This window comes from Nocardia sp. NPDC057227, from assembly GCF_042669725.1.
Classification (GTDB): domain Bacteria; phylum Actinomycetota; class Actinomycetes; order Mycobacteriales; family Mycobacteriaceae; genus Nocardia; species Nocardia asteroides_A.
Map to the genome: position 1 here is coordinate 40176 of NZ_JBHUXA010000004.1, position 16037 is coordinate 56212.

At 70.4% G+C, this 16037-nt stretch carries 17 protein-coding genes; 9 read left to right on the forward strand and 8 right to left on the reverse strand.

The window, feature by feature from the left end; all coding sequences use genetic code 11:
* The first annotated feature begins 11 nt into the window (after positions 1–11).
* On the forward strand, positions 12–746 hold the full coding sequence (locus ACFUJ1_RS08030; RefSeq protein WP_378643852.1) for an endonuclease/exonuclease/phosphatase family protein: 735 nt from the start codon (positions 12–14) through the stop codon (positions 744–746).
* Positions 747–870: 124 nt separating this feature from the next.
* Positions 871–3012: a B12-binding domain-containing radical SAM protein gene (locus ACFUJ1_RS08035; protein WP_378643854.1), complete on the forward strand. Its 2142-nt coding sequence runs from the start codon at positions 871–873 to the stop codon at positions 3010–3012.
* Positions 3013–3036: 24 nt separating this feature from the next.
* Here ACFUJ1_RS08035 and ACFUJ1_RS08040 read toward each other — a convergent pair whose 3' ends face one another.
* Positions 3037–3648 carry a hypothetical protein gene (locus ACFUJ1_RS08040; protein WP_378643856.1) on the reverse strand — a complete coding sequence of 204 codons (612 nt, stop codon included), beginning with the start codon at positions 3646–3648 and terminating at the stop codon, positions 3037–3039.
* Positions 3649–3715: 67 nt separating this feature from the next.
* On the opposite strand from ACFUJ1_RS08040, the gene ACFUJ1_RS08045 reads away from it, so the two are divergent.
* The 3 genes from ACFUJ1_RS08045 (at position 3716) to ACFUJ1_RS08055 (ending at position 5632) form a co-directional block, all read left to right on the forward strand.
* A complete protein-coding gene (locus ACFUJ1_RS08045) occupies positions 3716–4174 on the forward strand; it encodes an NUDIX domain-containing protein (protein WP_378643858.1) in 459 nt (152 codons plus the stop codon).
* A gap of 313 nt (positions 4175–4487) precedes the next feature.
* Positions 4488–4955: an NUDIX domain-containing protein gene (locus tag ACFUJ1_RS08050; RefSeq protein WP_378643859.1), complete on the forward strand. Its 468-nt coding sequence runs from the start codon at positions 4488–4490 to the stop codon at positions 4953–4955.
* A gap of 335 nt (positions 4956–5290) precedes the next feature.
* Positions 5291–5632, forward strand: a complete 342-nt coding sequence (locus tag ACFUJ1_RS08055; protein WP_378643860.1) for an Lsr2 family protein — start codon at positions 5291–5293, stop codon at positions 5630–5632.
* Positions 5633–6091: 459 nt separating this feature from the next.
* Here ACFUJ1_RS08055 and ACFUJ1_RS08060 read toward each other — a convergent pair whose 3' ends face one another.
* On the reverse strand, positions 6092–6946 hold the full coding sequence (locus tag ACFUJ1_RS08060; RefSeq protein ID WP_378643862.1) for a hypothetical protein: 855 nt from the start codon (positions 6944–6946) through the stop codon (positions 6092–6094).
* 284 nt (positions 6947–7230) lie between these two features.
* Between ACFUJ1_RS08060 and ACFUJ1_RS08065 the strand changes: the two genes are divergently transcribed.
* Positions 7231–7593: a hypothetical protein gene (locus ACFUJ1_RS08065; protein WP_378643864.1), complete on the forward strand. Its 363-nt coding sequence runs from the start codon at positions 7231–7233 to the stop codon at positions 7591–7593.
* Between the two features lie 300 nt (positions 7594–7893).
* Here the strand turns inward: ACFUJ1_RS08065 and ACFUJ1_RS08070 are convergent, their stop codons facing one another.
* Positions 7894–9120, reverse strand: coding sequence for a hypothetical protein (locus ACFUJ1_RS08070; RefSeq protein WP_378643865.1), 1227 nt, complete (start codon positions 9118–9120; stop codon positions 7894–7896).
* Between the two features lie 68 nt (positions 9121–9188).
* On the opposite strand from ACFUJ1_RS08070, the gene ACFUJ1_RS08075 reads away from it, so the two are divergent.
* A complete protein-coding gene (locus ACFUJ1_RS08075) occupies positions 9189–9767 on the forward strand; it encodes an exonuclease domain-containing protein (protein WP_378643867.1) in 579 nt (192 codons plus the stop codon).
* Positions 9768–9900: 133 nt separating this feature from the next.
* Here ACFUJ1_RS08075 and ACFUJ1_RS08080 read toward each other — a convergent pair whose 3' ends face one another.
* The 5 genes from ACFUJ1_RS08080 to ACFUJ1_RS08100 all read right to left on the reverse strand — a co-directional run bounded on the left by ACFUJ1_RS08080 (position 9901) and on the right by ACFUJ1_RS08100 (position 14469).
* On the reverse strand, positions 9901–10488 hold the full coding sequence (locus tag ACFUJ1_RS08080; protein ID WP_378643868.1) for an ATP/GTP-binding protein: 588 nt from the start codon (positions 10486–10488) through the stop codon (positions 9901–9903).
* The gene (locus tag ACFUJ1_RS08085; RefSeq protein ID WP_378643870.1) at positions 10485–10898 is read right to left on the reverse strand and encodes a roadblock/LC7 domain-containing protein; all 414 of its coding nucleotides are present in this window, start codon (positions 10896–10898) and stop codon (positions 10485–10487) included. The genes ACFUJ1_RS08080 and ACFUJ1_RS08085 overlap by 4 nt, the downstream gene beginning before the upstream one ends.
* Positions 10895–13135 carry a nitrate- and nitrite sensing domain-containing protein gene (locus ACFUJ1_RS08090; RefSeq protein WP_378643872.1) on the reverse strand — a complete coding sequence of 747 codons (2241 nt, stop codon included), beginning with the start codon at positions 13133–13135 and terminating at the stop codon, positions 10895–10897. Before ACFUJ1_RS08090 ends, ACFUJ1_RS08085 begins: the two co-directional genes overlap by 4 nt.
* A gap of 124 nt (positions 13136–13259) precedes the next feature.
* Positions 13260–13931, reverse strand: a complete 672-nt coding sequence (locus tag ACFUJ1_RS08095; RefSeq protein WP_378643873.1) for an IclR family transcriptional regulator — start codon at positions 13929–13931, stop codon at positions 13260–13262.
* A 406-nt stretch (positions 13932–14337) separates the two neighbouring features.
* On the reverse strand, positions 14338–14469 hold the full coding sequence (locus ACFUJ1_RS08100) for a hypothetical protein (protein WP_378643875.1): 132 nt from the start codon (positions 14467–14469) through the stop codon (positions 14338–14340).
* A 548-nt stretch (positions 14470–15017) separates the two neighbouring features.
* On the opposite strand from ACFUJ1_RS08100, the gene ACFUJ1_RS08105 reads away from it, so the two are divergent.
* Both ACFUJ1_RS08105 and ACFUJ1_RS08110 read left to right on the forward strand, forming a co-directional pair.
* Positions 15018–15407: a hypothetical protein gene (locus tag ACFUJ1_RS08105; RefSeq protein WP_378643876.1), complete on the forward strand. Its 390-nt coding sequence runs from the start codon at positions 15018–15020 to the stop codon at positions 15405–15407.
* Positions 15404–16033, forward strand: a complete 630-nt coding sequence (locus ACFUJ1_RS08110) for a hypothetical protein (protein WP_378643878.1) — start codon at positions 15404–15406, stop codon at positions 16031–16033. Before ACFUJ1_RS08105 ends, ACFUJ1_RS08110 begins: the two co-directional genes overlap by 4 nt.
* Positions 16034–16037: the final 4 nt, after the last annotated feature.

Below are 16037 nucleotides of genomic sequence, written 5' to 3' on the forward strand. Positions count from 1 at the left end.
GTCGCGATAATGTGCAGCACGCCAGCGCCGCCCGCGCCGCGCGGCAGATGCGCTGGGTCATCGACGCCGGCCCCGACGTGGTGGTCCTGACCGAGGTCTCGGCCGGACCCGGCGGCGAGGCCGCCGCGCACGCCCTGTCGGTCGCGGGGTACACCGTGCACCTGCCCCCGGCCCCCGACCGGTATCGGGTACTGCTGGGTGCCCGCTCGGCGACGATCGACCCGGTCGAGTTCGCGGGCGTCGCCGCGCACCGAGGCGTCGCGGCGACAGTGAAACTGCCCGCCGGGCAGGCATCGGTCCTGGGACTGTATGTGCCCTCGCGCGGCCCGAAAACCGAACGCAACATCGCCAAGCGCGCCTTCCAGGACGCGGTCACCGCCGCCCTGCCGCACTGGAACGCGGCCAGGCCACCCGAGACCCCCGCGGTCGTGCTGGGCGATCTCAACGTCGTCGAGCCCGGCCACGTCCCGCACTACGCGGTGTACGGCGGCTGGGAGTACGACTTCTACCGCGCCTTCGACCGCAACGATCACCTCGACGCCTTCCGGCTGCGCCACCCCGGCGCCGTCGAGCACTCCTGGTTCGGTCGTGCCCGCTCCGATGGCCACCGCAACGGCTACCGCTTCGACCACGCCTTCATCGACCGCGCCCACCGCGACGACGTGACCGGATGTCACTACGACCACGCACCACGGCTGACGAGCTTGAGCGACCACTCGGCCCTGTGGCTGGAGTTGCGCGTATGACTCAGTGTCCGTGACCGACTGAGTCCCTTCCCCGGCACCGCCCCGAGCGCCCGACATCCCTGGTCGGCACGCGCCGCGGGTCCGCGCTGCCGCGATCCCGATCCCTGAACGAACGGCCCCAGTGATGCTCGAGCACCCCCACCACACACGAATCCTCGAACTGGCCCACCGCCTCGACATCGACCACACCGCCCTGGCCCGGGTCCTGGCCGCCCACCCGCCCGAACAACCCGGCCCGTTGACCCGAGCGCTGAGCACGGTGTTCCCCGGCGCTGTGGTGCTCACCGGCACGCTGCAACATCGGCTTCTCCCCGCCGAAGACCCCGACCGCCCCGCATCCGAGCGGTGGCTGGCGGCCGAATTATCCGGCGCCGCACTGCGCCAGCGTGACTGGCCCGCGTGGGCGCGGGGATCGATCGGCTTCACCGACCCGAGCGCCTGGTGCAGTCACGCCCGGATCGACGCCGCAGCCCTGCACCGGCTCACCAGCCCGAACGTGCTGCTGGCCGCGCTGTATCACCCCGACCACTTCCCACTGCCGCGGTTCCCCCTGGCCATCAGCGACCTCGCCCGCGCGGTCCGCTCGAATCTGAGCGGCACCGTCACCCTGATGGACATGCAGCTGGGAACCCGCCTCGACGACATCCTCGACACCGTCGAAGCCGAACGGCCCGACATCCTCGGCGTCTCGGCCACCTTCGGCCAGCACGACCTGCTGACCACCCTGCTCGACACGGTCGCCGCCGCGCACCACCGGCCCATGGTGGTGGCCGGCGGAAGCCTCGTCGCACGCAACGAACAGCTGCTGTTGCGCGACTACCCGTGGCTGCTCATCGCCCGGGGCGCGGGCGAACCCACCCTCGCCGATCTGGTCGCGCACTGGCACGGCGACCTGGACCGCGACCAGATCCGCGGCATCGGCTACACCGGCGCCGCGCGCGGCGAAGCCACGCACACGATCGGCCGATTCCGCCGCACCGCCACCGTCGCCAACCGCGCCCAGACCGACTACTTCCCCGAACTCGACCTGCTCGATGCCACCTTCACCCACCGCGGCGTCGCTCAACTGGAATCCTCACGCGGCTGCACCAACTTCTGCTCGTTCTGCCCACGCGGCCACAAAGGACAATGGTCGGGCATCGCCGCCACCGAACTGCCCGAGATCGTCGCGGCCATCGGCGAGGTCTTCGACCGGCACCCCCAGGTCTCACGCACCCTGTACCTGGTCGACGAGGAATTCATCGGCAGAGGCCCAGACGCCGCGACCCGAGCGGTCGCGGTCGCCGAGGTCCTGCACACCGCCAGGTTGCGGTGGGAGACCTCCTGCCGGGTCGACCAGGTCACCGACCCGGCCCGCGACCGTGCCTGGCACCTCGACCGCGCCCGGATGTGGCGTGCGCTGCGCGCGCGGGGCCTGCGCCGCTGCCTGTTCGGCATCGAGTCCGGGGTCACCTCGATCCTGGCCCGGTTCAACAAGCAGACCGTGGCCGAGCAGAACGCGCTCGCCATCCGGACCCTGTCGGCGCTCGGGATCGCGACGCGGTTCACCTACATCACCTTCGACCACCTCATGACCGCCGAGGAACTACGAGCCACCCGGGACTTCCTCGCCCGCACCGACCTGCTGCTCGCACCTGATCCCGACCTTGCTGTCGAGGACATCGTCGACGGCGTCCACGACCAACGATTCCTCGCCCGCCACGCCACCGGAGCCCCGTTCTACACCGCCGTGTCCTACATGCTGGTGTCCATGGAATGCCTCATCGGCGCCGCCTACACCAAACAGGTCCACGCCGCCGGGCGGGCCGGCGAGGTCCGGCCCTCGATGGGACGGCTCGACGCCGAGTTCGCCGACTGGCGCATCGGCGTCTGCTCACACCACGCCCAACTGTGGGTCGACCACAACTTCGCCCTCGACTACACCCTCAAATCGCTGGAGAAAGTACTCGACGGCGCGACCCGGCACCACCTCCGCGCCGCCCGCACCGTCCTCAAGGATGCCGCGTTCACGCTGCTCGACGACATGATCGAACTCATCGACCGATACGACAGCGACCATCGTGAAAGCGCCGCGATGGGCACCGCCCTGATCGCGGCGATGCACACCAGACGGGAAGCACTGCGCGAGACCCTCGCCGCCGCCGTCTGCTCGCTGACTCCAGCACTCACCGCCTCCGACGCCGAACTGCTACGCACCGAACACCGCCGCTGGAACACCGAACGAGCCTGGACGCCGATCAACGCCGCCGACCCGTGCGGAACCTGAGCGCCGGTCCGCGCCGCGGGCGAATCAGAGGGAGGCCGGTTCCGGGATCGGCACCCAGTCGAACTCCGGACAGAACCGGGCGTAGGTGACCAGCTTCCACGCCGCGTAGTCCTCCAGACGCTCCGCCGCCCGCAACCGGTGCTTGACCCAGGTGTGCGCGATACGCTCCCGCTCGCTCATATGCCGGGCGATGTCATCGAGCATCCGCCCCGCGATGGCGAAGTCCTGCTCGGTTTGCACGCTCAGGTCCACCTCGACCTCGTCCACCTCGAACACGAACACCAGCCGCGTGCTCCGGCTGCTCGTGAACCGCTCGCCCTTGAACCGGGCGTGGTCGGCCAACCGCTCGGCCACCTCGGCGCGGCGATCGAGCGGGCAGCCGATCGCCAGATCCAGGTCGCTGGTCTCCAGATTGCAGCGCAGCCCGAACGAACCGACATCACACGGCTCTCGCCCCGACCACTCCCGGACCAACGCCGATGCCTTCTCCCGGGTCGCCAACAGCCGAGCGTCGTGCACACGCCTGGCATTCCAGAACGCTTCGGCCGCAGCCCATTCCGACGCCGGGAACACCTGCGGGTCTGCCCAGCCCGACGCCACGACAGCATCCAGATCGAACACGGAGGTCTCGGTCATCGCGCCACCCTACCCCCGACCCGCCCGCCGCCCCTACGATGGCCCGAACACCGACCGAAGGACAGCCGTGCAGTACCGCAGCCCCGTCGATGTCCACCTGCTCCTCACCCGCGCGGACCGAATCCTGCTGGCCCGCCGCGCCGGCACCGGCTACGCCGACGGGATGTGGAATTTGCCCTCGGGCAAACTCGACGAAGGCGAGGACCTGCAAGCCGCGCTCATCCGGGAATCACGCGAGGAACTCGCCCTCGTCCTCGACCCATCGACCCTGACGATGGCCACCACGGTCCACAACCTGCTCCCCGGCACCGCCGCGAGAATCGGTTTCTTCTTCCATCCACGGACCTGGAGCGGCGAACCACGCAACGCCGAACCTCACAAATGCTCGGAGATCGACTGGTTCCCTACTACCGACCTGCCCGAAGAACTCGTCGCCTACAGCCGCGCCGGAATCCGACAATGGTCACGCGGAGAAGCATTCGGGCTACTCACCTCGACAGACAGCACCGCACCGGCACACCGGTGACCACCGGCTGCGCACGGACTCCAGAGCTGTCCGCATGAGCGCGCGGATTCAGGCGGCGAGCGGCCCGGGTAGGTCGCGGGATTGGTCGGCGGTGATGTCGCGGGAGTCGGCGGTCCAGGACAAGCCTGCGCGTCGTGAAGATGACCCGCCGCGACGAGTCGACGCAGTGGCGCGGGCTGTGGCAGGGTGCCGGGCATCCGATCGAACCATCCCCCGGGGAGTCAGCCCTGTGAGCGTTGATGCTCCAGTCCGTAAAGAGGCCACTGCCAGCGTTTTCCTCTGGTGCGAGGTCGATGGCCGGTGGCATCTGGGGTTGATCGAGCACCCGCGGCTGGGGTTGTGGATGCTGCCGGGCGGGCACGTCGAGGACGACGAGTCCCCGGCCGAGGCGGCGCTGCGGGAGACCTGGGAGGAGTCCGGGCGTCGGGCCCGGCTGCTGGGGTGGCCCGCCCCGGCACTGCCCGCCGGTTATCCCTATCCGGCGGTGCCTGCGCCGTGGTGGATCACCGAGCTCACCGTCGGGCGCGATAACCACACCGACCGGCCCCACGTGCACATCGACCACCAGTTCATGGCGGTGGCCGCGAGCGTCGACGCCGACACCGAGCCGGCACACCCCTTCCGCTGGGTGGCCGCCGAACAACTCGGCCAGCTGGCGGTCGTGGAGGACACAGAGCTGCTCGCCCGCCACCTCTTCCCGGTCGTCGCCCAGCTGCTCACTGACGCCGACCGCGGGCCTGCAGCGCTGCTGCGCACCCTCACCGCAGCCCCAACATGGTGACGGTGTGCCTCGCGGTCGCAGCGACTCGGAAAGCGAAGGGGCGGTAGTCAGGAGAGCGACGAGACTGCCCGGGGCGGTGGCGGATGGTCCTGAGATCGGAGGGAGCACGGCACTCTGCGTGCCGCCCGACCTGCTGTCGAACCAGCGGCAGCCCGTGATTCAGCTCTCGACGCCGGTCCGGATGCTCGCCACGCCGCCGCCGCTGGCGACCGCGATCGCGATCGCGGGAATCGGGATCCCCGCTCCCCCGCCAGGCCACCACCGCCCTCGGCGGCCGAGGCACCTACTACACTCGCCTGATCTTGATCAGGAACGACGACGAAGGGGTTCGGCCGGTGGCACGCAAAGTCGTGGTGACCGTCGTCGACGACTACGACGGCAGCTCCCCCGCGCATGAGACCGTGACGTTCGGGATCGACGGCATCGCCTACGAGATCGACCTGTCCACCGCCAACGCCGCCACCCTGCGCGAGCTGTACGGGCGATGGATCCCCCACGCGCGCCGCACCGGCCGCGCGGCCCGCGCCAAGACCGGCGGCTCGCCGACCAAGAGCAACCGCGCGGAGATGGCTGCGATCCGGTCATGGGCCAGAAACAACGGCTACCAGCTGTCCGACCGCGGCCGGATCCCCGTTGACGTGGTCACCGCCTGCCGTGCGGCGGCTACCCCGAGCTGAGCGCACCCCGGGCCCATATCCCATCCGAGCCAACGCTGAGCGGTGACCCGGACCCAGGGCGCGTGCGAGTTCGCCACGGCGCGGGCACGACCCCGGACGCCTGGCCCCACGCTGCGACGATCAACCACAGCTCCGGTGATGCTCCCATCGCCATGATGCGCTGGGCCCTGGGGCGCAGCTCCCTCGGCGGGCCCGCCGCTGCAGCCCTCGCCGCGCACGCCACACCCGACGGGATGGCCCGCATCATCGACCTTGCCGAGCGATGTATAGCCGATGAGACCGCTGACGAGCCGGCGTGATGCCACAGGACGAGCCGGGGACCTCTGCCGGTGATCGGTCGCACGCGACCTTCCCAGGAATCGATGATCGGGCTCTCGCGCTCGACGTTCGAGTCTGCGCTGGTCGGCTGTGAGAGAAGTTGGGCGGGCTCCTTGGGTGCTCCACACCGGTATCGGGGTGTCAGCCGGAGGCGGCGCCGGGTAGGTCGGTGCGGTGTCTGGACCAGCGGTGCAGCGGGTATCCGGGGCGGTTCTTGATCGCAGAGAGCCGCGCGAGGGCCTCCTGCGTCGACAGGTCGAGTTCGCGCGCGAGTTCACGCACGATCTGCATGATCGTTGCGGAGTCGAGGTCCTCGGGCTCGATCAGGATTTCGTCGAGCACCATCGCCACCAGGGCCTGCTCGCGGGTACAGACCAGGTCGGGCAGCCAGCTGACCGTCCACCGTTCTCCGTGCAGGCCCACAGCCAAGGGCCGGGCGACCTCGGGGCTGAGCCGGGAGGCGATCGCCAACGAGGTGATCACCAGCTGGCTGCGGCGGCTGTCAGCGATCAGGCGAGCTGGGCTGGCGCGCCGGGCAGCTGCAGGGCTCGACGGCTCGTGTCCCGCCGGTCGCGAGGGCGACCGCAGGCACCTGAACCGGGCTGAAACCTGCTCGGTGAGCGCATGTTCCAGCCGGGCCAGCCCCGCGCCGGCATCGAATCTGTAGCCGGGATCGGTGTGGGCGAGCTCGGTGTCGAGGTCGCGGAATACCCGCACGTCCTCGCCCGCGGATTCCGGATCTGATCGGGAAGTGGGATGCGGGGCATCCGCTGGAAACTCGCCGCCGCGCGCCGTTGGATCCTCGACAGCGGACACTTCACCGGCACACAGCAGTGGACCGCCCTCGCTGTGGTCACAGCAGTTGCCTACGGGATCGCGCAGTCCGGCACCGGGACCGTCGCGCACGGGGCGCGGTGGCTGTCGGTGGCCGCGGGGCTGGTCGGTGAAGAAGCCGTCCGTGTTGTGTTGCACCGCTTCCGCGAACTCGAAACGCACGGCAGTCCGGTCCGGTTCGTCGCTGCCTGGAATACCCGCGACCGCTGCGGTGACCGCTACCGGCTCACCACGCCACAGCTCGAAGGCCGCGACGTCATCGCCACCGAATGGGAGGCCTACGCCGCCGGCCCGAACCCATCGACCCCGTATGGAGCACCCTTGGGCTCGGCGCTTGGTGGTGCTACGAAACCCTCCACGCCATCGAACCCGCGCCCGGACAGCGCATCGCTCCCACCCACCTCGCCGCGGCCGCGCGCGTCAGCCTCAGTACCGTGCACCGGTCGATGCGCCGACTCACCGGAAGTGGGCTCATCGATCACGGCCACGGCTGGATAGCCCGCACCGGCCGCACTCCACGCCGAATCGCCTACGTCACCACCGAATCGGACGAGCGACGAAGGCGACGGATCGCCCGTCACCGCGCCGAACGTGACGCCTTCTGGGCAATCGTCACCATCATTCACGCCAACTACACCGCACGCGAGATCCGCGGCTACACCAGCCCCGCCGACGTACACGCCGACACCGAGGACTACCTGCGTGCCGCCCTTCCCCACGCCCGAACCCGCCCACATCTCCCGCTCACTGGGCGCGATACACGCTCACAACCCGTATCGGACCCGACCAATCGGACGGCGACCTCGTAGCTGACCGGGTTGTTCCGATCGAGCCTCCGCGAGCGGGGTCGTGCTCGCCCTTTCGTCCCCGCACTGCCCTCGGCCCCATTCGGCACCCCGATCGATCACGTCAGCTCTCTATCAGCTCGGTCGACGGCGAAGGCCACATCGGCGCACGGACCCTCTTTCGCGTACTGTCCTGGCGGCCCGGCAACCGCCATCTCGCGGCGCCCGGCCGCGGCTTTCGGGCAGCCGCTGGTCACCGAGAACCCGCGCCCGCGGGTCACCCGAGCATGTGCGCGCGGATCAGGCGCTGGGGCGCTCCGGTGCTCAGCAGATCGGCGGCCATCCATTAGGCTGCTGCGGATTCCCGCGCCCGGCGGTGACCACCGGAACCGCCGCCCCGGCCAGGGTGTTCTCCAGTCCGATCAGCGCACGCGCCGCGATCGTCCCGGGCGAGGGGAGGCTCGCCCGCTCGAGTTCGGCGCCGGTCAGCGGCTCGTCGACGGCGTCGAAGAGCTCGGTGAGCCCGTCGATCCCGTAGTCGGCGATGGCTTTGTCGAGCGAGTAGATCCCGACGTCGCCGGTGGTGAGGGCGGCGGCAAGCCGGGTGTCGGTGACCAGCTCGCCCAGGTTGTCCCGGTACGGGCCCTCCCCCGCCTCGCCGAGGCTGAAGGTGGCGGCATCGCCGTACCAGCGGCGCATGTCCTGGATGTAGGCGGCATGGATCGAGGAGCCGGGGTCGATGCCGAGCAGCCCGGCGTAGACCGACCGCATGGCCATGAACGCCACCTCGCGGAAGGTTCCGGGCCGGGGCAGGGGCATGTCCAGCCCGTCGGAGAGTGCGGTGTCGCCGTCGGCGATGTCGTCGAACAGGAACGCGTAGGCGGCCGCCGTCGTGGGGTATCCGTGATCCTCGAGCCACGCGACGACCCGTTCGTAGCCGTACATGGCCGCGCACTGGCCCGCGGGATCGATATTGCCCGCGAGCATCCGGACGACCGGAACCGGTTGCCGGACGAGGTTGCCGGTCGTGGCGGTATCGGCGAGGGGTGCCTCGAGGTCGAGCAGCACCTGCTGCGGCCGGAAGCCGATATCGCGGGCCCAGGCGTCGAAGTCGCGGACCATCTGTTCGTGCTGGGCGAGGTTGTCCTCGGTCGCCCAGTAGCCGTCGCCGTAGGGGATGGTCAGCCACGCGTTGACGCCGACGTTGTTGCGCGCCGCCGTCGCCAGCAGGGCGGGTAGCTCGTCGAAGTGCGGCTTGCCCGCCGGGACCGGCCCGAAATCGCGCTGCCACCGCATATTGATCGAGATCCGGGCGTGCCGCGCGCCGAGGAGCTGCCACAGCTCCGGGGTGTAGGCGCTCAGGTCGCGCGGCACGGTCCAGTAGCTCTCCGGGTCGGGTGCCCGGCCGGTGGTGAAGCCGTGCAGGGTCGAGACCTCCTCGGCCGCGGCGAAGACCAGGCGGGAATGCGGTGGCGCGGGTTCGGCGTGCGACAGGGGGGCGGCGTTGGACAGCAGCAGCGCCGTCGCCGCCGTCAGGACCTTCTTCCACATGCCCCGGCACGATATAGTAGGTACTGATTGAATACCAATAGTACCTTTGTGGTGGAGCCGGAGTTCGAGTGGAGCTGTTGAATGTGGTCGACGTCGAGGCGACCTGCTGGCCGGGCGAGCCGCCGGTCGGTGCGCTGAGCGAGATCATCGAGATCGGGCTGACCGTCGTCGATCTCACCGCGAGGACGCGAGTCGCCAAGCACCGGATCCTGGTTCGTCCGGAGCACTCCACCGTCAGCGAGTTCTGCACCGAACTCACCGGCCTCACCCAGTCCGAGGTCGACACCGGCGTGAGCTTCGCTGAGGCGTGCCTGACACTGACCGCGGAGCACGACTCGGCGAACCGGCCGTGGGCGAGCTGGGGTGACTACGATCGCCGACAGTTCGAGCGCCAGTGTGCGGACGCAGGGGTGCGCTACCCCTTCGGTGACCGGCACACCAATGCGAAGCTGCTCTTCTCCGAGGCGAACGGATCTCGGCGCAGGCACGGGATGGCGCAGGCGCTCCGGATCGCGGGCCTCCCCCTCGAGGGGCGGCACCACAGCGGCGCCGACGATGCCTGGAACATAGCGGCGCTGGTGCTGGATATCGCGGGCAGGCACCCGTGGCGAATGACCTCGCCCGGCCCGCCGCGCGAGTCCGTCTGACGCCGAGCCCGTTCCCAGCCCTGGTGGCTGCCCCGGCTCACCCCCATCGGCTTCCAGCTCGCGGCGCGGCTGGCGCCCGGCAATTCGGGCGCCGCACGGCCACAACGAAGGCGCGACCCGCCGGCGGCGCTTGTCATCTCGTCGCCCGCGCCGGATCGGCGCGGGCGATGAGGTGCTCGACCAGGTCGATCAGCACCGTCTTGCAGGACTGCCGGCTGCGGGCGTCGCAGAGCAGCACCGGGGTGCCCGCATCGAGGTCCAGCGCCTCGCGGATCTCGGCACCGCTGTAGGTGGGCGCGCCGTCGAAACAGTTCACCCCGACCACGAAGCTCAGCCCGCGGCGCTCGAAGTAGTCGACGGCGGCGAAGGAGTCACCGAGGCGGCGGGTATCGGCCAGGACGACGGCGCCGAGCGCGCCGCGGGCCAGCTCGTCCCAGAGAAACCAGAACCGGTCCTGCCCCGGCGTACCGAAGAGGTAGAGGACCAGGCCGGGGTCGATGGAGATGCGGCCGAAGTCGAGCGCGACCGTCGTCGTGCGCTTCCCCTCCACCCCCGACAGGTCGTCGACGCCGCTGCTGACCTCGGTGATGAGCTCCTCGGTGCGCAGCGGCGCGACCTCGCTGACCGCCGCGACCATGGTCGTCTTCCCGACACCGAAGCCACCGGCGATCAGGATCTTGACCGAGGCCGCCAGCTCGGGCGCGCGTCCCGCCCCGGTCACCGCGGCGGTACGGGCAGGCCGTGTCGCGGCGCGGTGGACAGGGAGGCACCGATCCGCTGCACGACCAGGTTCATCTCGTAGGCGACCATGCCCAGGTTCGCGGACTCCCCGGCCTGCAGCGCAAGGCAGGCATTGCTGCCCGCCGCGGTGACGAACTGGACCGCGTGATCGAACTCGATCATGGCCTGCCGGACGCCGCCGCCCTCGAACCGGGCGCCCGCGCTGCGGGCCAGGCCGTAGAGCGTCGACGACATGGCCGCGAAGTGCTCGGCGTCCTCCCTGCGCAGGGAGTTCGAGTGGCCGAGCAGCAGCCCGTCGGTCGAGAGCACGACCACGTGCTGCACACCGGCGAGCCGCTCGACGAGGTCGTCGAGCAGCCAATTGAGATTGCTGGGATCGGTGGAGTTCACCTGGGCCCTTCTGTGTAGGTGTCGGATGTGCGCCCCCGCCGGGTGCCGTTCTCGATGGCCGAGATCATGCCCCGTGCCTGTGCGGGGGTGAGGTGCGGGTGTTCGGCCCCGCCCGCCGGCACCTCGAGGTCGGGGTTCCTGTGTTCCCGCGGGTGCCGCTCGGGCAGCCGCGGGCGGTCGTCCGGCGGCACGCGCTCGTATTCCCTCGGTTCCGGGTCGGGCAGGAGCCGGAAGGTCGTCGTCTCCTCCACCGCGTTCCGCTCGGCCATCGATTCCCGCACGTAGGCGGTGGGCAGCTGCTCGGCCACGGCTGCGGCCAGCAGCCCCGCCGGAATGAGGACGACGGCGCGGATCCCGCCGTACACCGACTCGGCCAGCTTCACCGCGATATCGTGCCGCACCGCCAGCCGCGCCACCACGAAGAGCCCGAGCCGGGAGTCCCCGGAGAGCGCGGCGACGCCGAAATCCGGCGGGTCGGCGAGCATCGTGTTGGTCCGCACGATCTCGCCGGTCGGCATCCCCATACCCTGATCCTCGATCTCGACGACGACGCCGCGCCCCACGACCTCGCCGGTCACCTCGACCCGGGACTGCGGCGGGGAGAACGCCGTAGCATTGTCCACCAGCTCGGCCAGCAGGTGCACCAGGTCGGCCACCGAGTCACCGAGCACGTGCACCCGCGGCATCCGCGCCACCCGCACCCGCGAGTAATCCAGCGTCTCGCCCACCGCCGACCGCACCACGTCGATCATCGCCACCGGATGCCGCCACTGCCGCCCGACCTGCCCGCCGCCGAGAATGATCAGGTTCTCGGCATTGCGCCGCTCGCGCGTCGCCAGGTGATCCAGCCGGAACAGCGTCTCCAGCAGCGCCGGGTTCTCCTGGCCGCGCTCGGCTTCGTCCAGGATCTCGAGCTGCCGATGCACGACGGCCTGACTGCGGTGCGCGATGTTCAGGAAGACCGACTTCACGCCCTCGCGGGTGCGGGCCTCGGCCACGGCGGCGTGCACCGCGGCCCCGGCCGCGTGGCCGAATGCCTGGGCGACCTGGCCGATCTCGTCGGAGCCGAAATCCAGCCGCGGGCTCTCGGCGGCCGGGTCCACCGGCCTGCCGTCCTCCAGTTTGCGCATCATCTCGGGCAGCCGGGAGTCGGCCAGCTCCAGGGTCGCCGAGCGCAGCCGGCGCAGCCGCCGGATTATCCGGTCCGCCAGCACCACCGAGGTCGCGGTGGCGAGCAGGCTGATGGCGCCGACGCCGATACCGGCGAGCAGCGCGCTGCGCGAATCGGATTCGGCCTTCGACTCCGCCAGCAGCTGCGACTCGGTGCTCTGCGCGATCCACAGGTCGATCAGCTGCCGGTTCACCTGCGCCGCGGCCGCCTGCCACTCGGCGACCGGGACCGGGAGCGGCGGCAGCGTGCCGCGCGCACCGGACTCCGTGCCCTGGGTGATCCGGGCCAGCGCCCGCATGCCGATGACCTTCTCGACGGCGTCGAGCGTCTGCCAGGCCGCGCTGCCGGTGATCGCCCTCGCTGCCGCGCTCTGCTCGGGATCGATATCGCGGACCAGCGCCGCCGTCTCGGTCCGGTAGTAGCCGACCTGGCGGGCGAACTCCTGCACCGGCACGGTCAGCGTGTCCTGCCCGGACTCCAGCGCGATCGCGAAGGCATTGCTCCGCGCCATGGCCTCGGTCGTCTTCAGCAGCTGCATGCCCTCGGCCAGCTCCACGCCGATCTCGGCGTCGGGCGCCAGCCGCTGCGACAGCTGGGAACCCACTACCACCGCGTCGAGGATCTGGCCGAAGAAGTTGTAGGCATCCGCGAGCGGCAACTGCCCCGCATCGGTCGCGGTCCGCACGGCCGTGAGGTAGCCGACCAGGACATCGATGCCGCCCACATCGTCCGCCAGCGCCGGGTCGACGGCGCCGATGCTCGACCGGGCCTCGTCGAGGCCGCGCAGCGCCACGTCGAGCTCGGCCCTGGCCGCGCGGAGCCCGGTCGCATTGGCCGAATCGCCCGTGAGCTGGGCGATCGTCGCCAGCCGCTCGGCCTGCACCGACTCGACCATGGCCCGGGTGCTCGGCGTGGCCTCGCGGATCTCGACCGCCCATTCCCGCGTGCGATTGCTCTCCGAGACCAGGTACGAGGTGGCGCCGACGCCGACCACCAGCAGGGACAGGCTCGGCACCAGCGCGATCGCCAGCACCCTCGTCCGGACCCCAGGTCGCACCCTCAGCATCGGCACAAAATATCCATAAACAAACCCGCAGTCTTCTTCACTCCCGCTGAACGGGAACGAAGTCGCATTTGCCGAGGTGGGACCCGGTTACCGACGAGACCGATTGGCGGAGAACGGCTTCAGCTCACCGCAGCGCCTTCTCGATCCCGCGCGCGGCGGCCACCACGGCCGGGATCAACCGCTCGATCCGGGTGCCCGGATCGCCCACCGCGGAGATGGCGGCGACCGGGCCCGCTGGCACCTGCAGCGCGGCGCTCACACACGCGAGCCCGGCGACGTACTCCCCGCGCTCGATGGCAACGCCGCGGCGCGAGCGCACCTGGAAGAGCTCGGCGTGCAGCTCCCGCCGGGGCGGGACGCCGCGTGCGGCGCAGTAGAGCTGATCGACGTCGTCCGGGCACATCCGCGCCAGCATGGCCTTCCCGAGCGCGGTGCGATGGGCCGGGGCGCGCTGCCCCACCAGCGCACCCGAGCCCGCGCCGAATTGGTCCAGATAGCGAATGTCGGCACCGTCCATCAGCGCGAGCTGCACCCCGCGCCCCGAGGTTCGGGCCAGCCCCTCCAGGATCGGGGCGGCGGTGGCGCAGAGGACGCTCCGGATCGCCCGCGCGCCCGCGAGGTAGAGCGGCCCGGCGCCGAGCCGGTAGCCGGTGGCGGCGCGCGTTACCCAGTTGCGGGCAATGAGCTGGTCCAGGATTCGGTGCGCCGTGGAGCGCGGTAGCCCGGTCCGGCGGCAGACCTGTTCGAGCGAGGGCGTCGAGTACTCCGAGTCGAAGACCTCCAGCACAGCGACCACTTTGTCGACCATCGTCGCCGATGCCCTGCGGTCACTACCAGGCGATGACATTCCGCCTCCACGAACACATCAGAGAGCAAATTCCTGCCGAGGCTAGCAGCGAATGCGCATGTCCCAGGCCGTTTACGCGCATAACCGATGCGGGTGCCCGCCGAACTTTGCTGCACGGATGCAGGAACCGGTCGACTCAAATGTTTACGTCCGCGCACATACGCTGGCAGAGCCATATTCCACTATGGAAGCAAGGGACGAGGCGGCTATGGAGGCGTTCACGTGCTCAGGCTGGCCGATATGGCAGGACGGGTGGGTGCGCGGGGGTTCGTGGCGTCCACGGCGAGCTCCGGGCAGACTCCGCTGTCCTGGGCGGACGCCCGCGAGCGGCTCGCCAAGCGGTAGCGGGCGATCGTCACACCGCGAGCAGGAATCGCTCGAGCCGCTCGGCGAAGCCCGGTGCCGCCGCGACGAAATGGCCCGCTACCCGCTGCGCGTCACAGACCCGCTCCAGGGCCGGAGCGGGGCCACCCGAGGCGACCAACACGGGGTGCCGTGTGCGCGGATCAGCTCCAGCCGGGGTCGCGCCGTGCTCGGCAGCCGTGCGCCGCGGGCGCGCCGCACCGCGGCCGTCGCCCCGGCGGACGGCGTCCCGAGCCGGCGACCATCCTCGCGCGCCGGGACGGTGCAGTGCCGAGACGTCTCGGCTACCCCGCGGCTCCGGCCGAGGGACTCCCCGCCATCAGCGACGACCGCAGTGAGCCGATCGGCTCTCCGGGGCTGAAACCGTCCCGATTTCTCGCGTACCCATTGCCGGGCGCGCTCATCCAGCCGGAACCATGACCCCCTCCTCGGCCGTCGCCGGCTGCCGTTCGGTCTCCCCATCGGCGCCCAGATCTCGACCGGTGTCGACAAAGGGGTGAGCAGCCGGATTGCTCGGTTCACCTCTCGAGGATCGTTGCCGGGTGGGAGAAATCGAAAGTGATTCTCGCACTGCGTATTCTTCCCGGGTAAATGGGGGCAATCACCCATCCCAACGGGACCTGATCGCCGGGTAAACTGACGGCAGCGTGCTCGACGCGGGGGTGGTGAGCGGTGACCGAATCCGGGGACGGCAGATCCGCGCTGCGGGACGAGATCGCCGCGTTCTACCGGGGTTTCGGCCAGCCGGGGGCGCTGCTGGCCGCATTCCGATCAGCGGCGCTGCTGGTGCCGATCACCGCCGACGGCCGGCTGTCGACCACCCGGTACGGCGGGGTGGAGTGGGTGTGCGGGTTCACCGGCGAACACGACTTCGCCCGGTACGTCCTCGCGCGCGGTCTCGGGGTGGACGGGAACCACAGGTATCACACCGTATTCGGTGCGGACCTGGCGGATTGGGCGGAGCGGCGCGCCGGTGCACCCACCGGGGTGCTGGTCGATATCGCGGGGGCGGCGCCGATGGCGTTCCCGCCGGAGATCGCGGAAGGGGAGGACGAACTGTGACCGTGAACGTCGATCCGATCGCGCTGCAGCAGACGGCGCAGGGCATCACCGGGATGATCGGGGTGCTCACCGAGCTCGGGATCAAGGAGACCGCGGCGTCGGGGCGCGGGTTCGCACTGCTCACGCTCTCGCCGCTGGAGGCGGGGCACCCGCGGGTGCAGGAGGGGTTCGAAACCTACTGCGAGCGCTGGTCGTGGGGTGTGCGGTCGATGGTGCAGTCGGGCAACGAGATCGCCGAGGCCCTGAGCCTCGCCGCGGGCCGCTACCACATGATGGACACCCAGACGACAGCGGTACTGCAGACGCTGTGGACCAACACCATGGGCAATCCGCACCTGTCCAGGGAGGAGATCGCGCAGCGCTCCTGGTCGGAGACGCTGGCCGACAATCCGCTCAACCACATCACCAACCCCGACTACAGCCGGGAGTCCTTCGCGGAGGCGAGCGCGACCATCGAGCAGAATTGGCAGGTGGTGCAGGAGGTCGGCCCGCAGGCGCTCGCCAATGTCTCCGTGCTGACGAATCCGCTGCTGGCCGACCAGGTCGCGCAGGCCACCGGCGAGACCCCGGGCTGGGACACCGACGGCGCCGAGCGGGCCGCGGAGATCCTGGCCCCGGCGGAGTGAACTC

What these genes read in the sequence shown, in the direction of transcription:
- ACFUJ1_RS08035 (WP_378643854.1), top strand. Translation starts at nt 871, where the DNA reads ATGCTCGAGCACCCCCACCACACACGAATCCTCGAACTGGCCCACCGC.
- ACFUJ1_RS08040 (WP_378643856.1), bottom strand. Translation starts at nt 3,648, where the DNA reads ATGACCGAGACCTCCGTGTTCGATCTGGATGCTGTCGTGGCGTCGGGC.
- ACFUJ1_RS08065 (WP_378643864.1), top strand. Translation starts at nt 7,231, where the DNA reads ATGCGCCGACTCACCGGAAGTGGGCTCATCGATCACGGCCACGGCTGG.
- ACFUJ1_RS08070 (WP_378643865.1), bottom strand. Translation starts at nt 9,120, where the DNA reads ATGTGGAAGAAGGTCCTGACGGCGGCGACGGCGCTGCTGCTGTCCAAC.
- ACFUJ1_RS08090 (WP_378643872.1), bottom strand. Translation starts at nt 13,135, where the DNA reads ATGCTGAGGGTGCGACCTGGGGTCCGGACGAGGGTGCTGGCGATCGCG.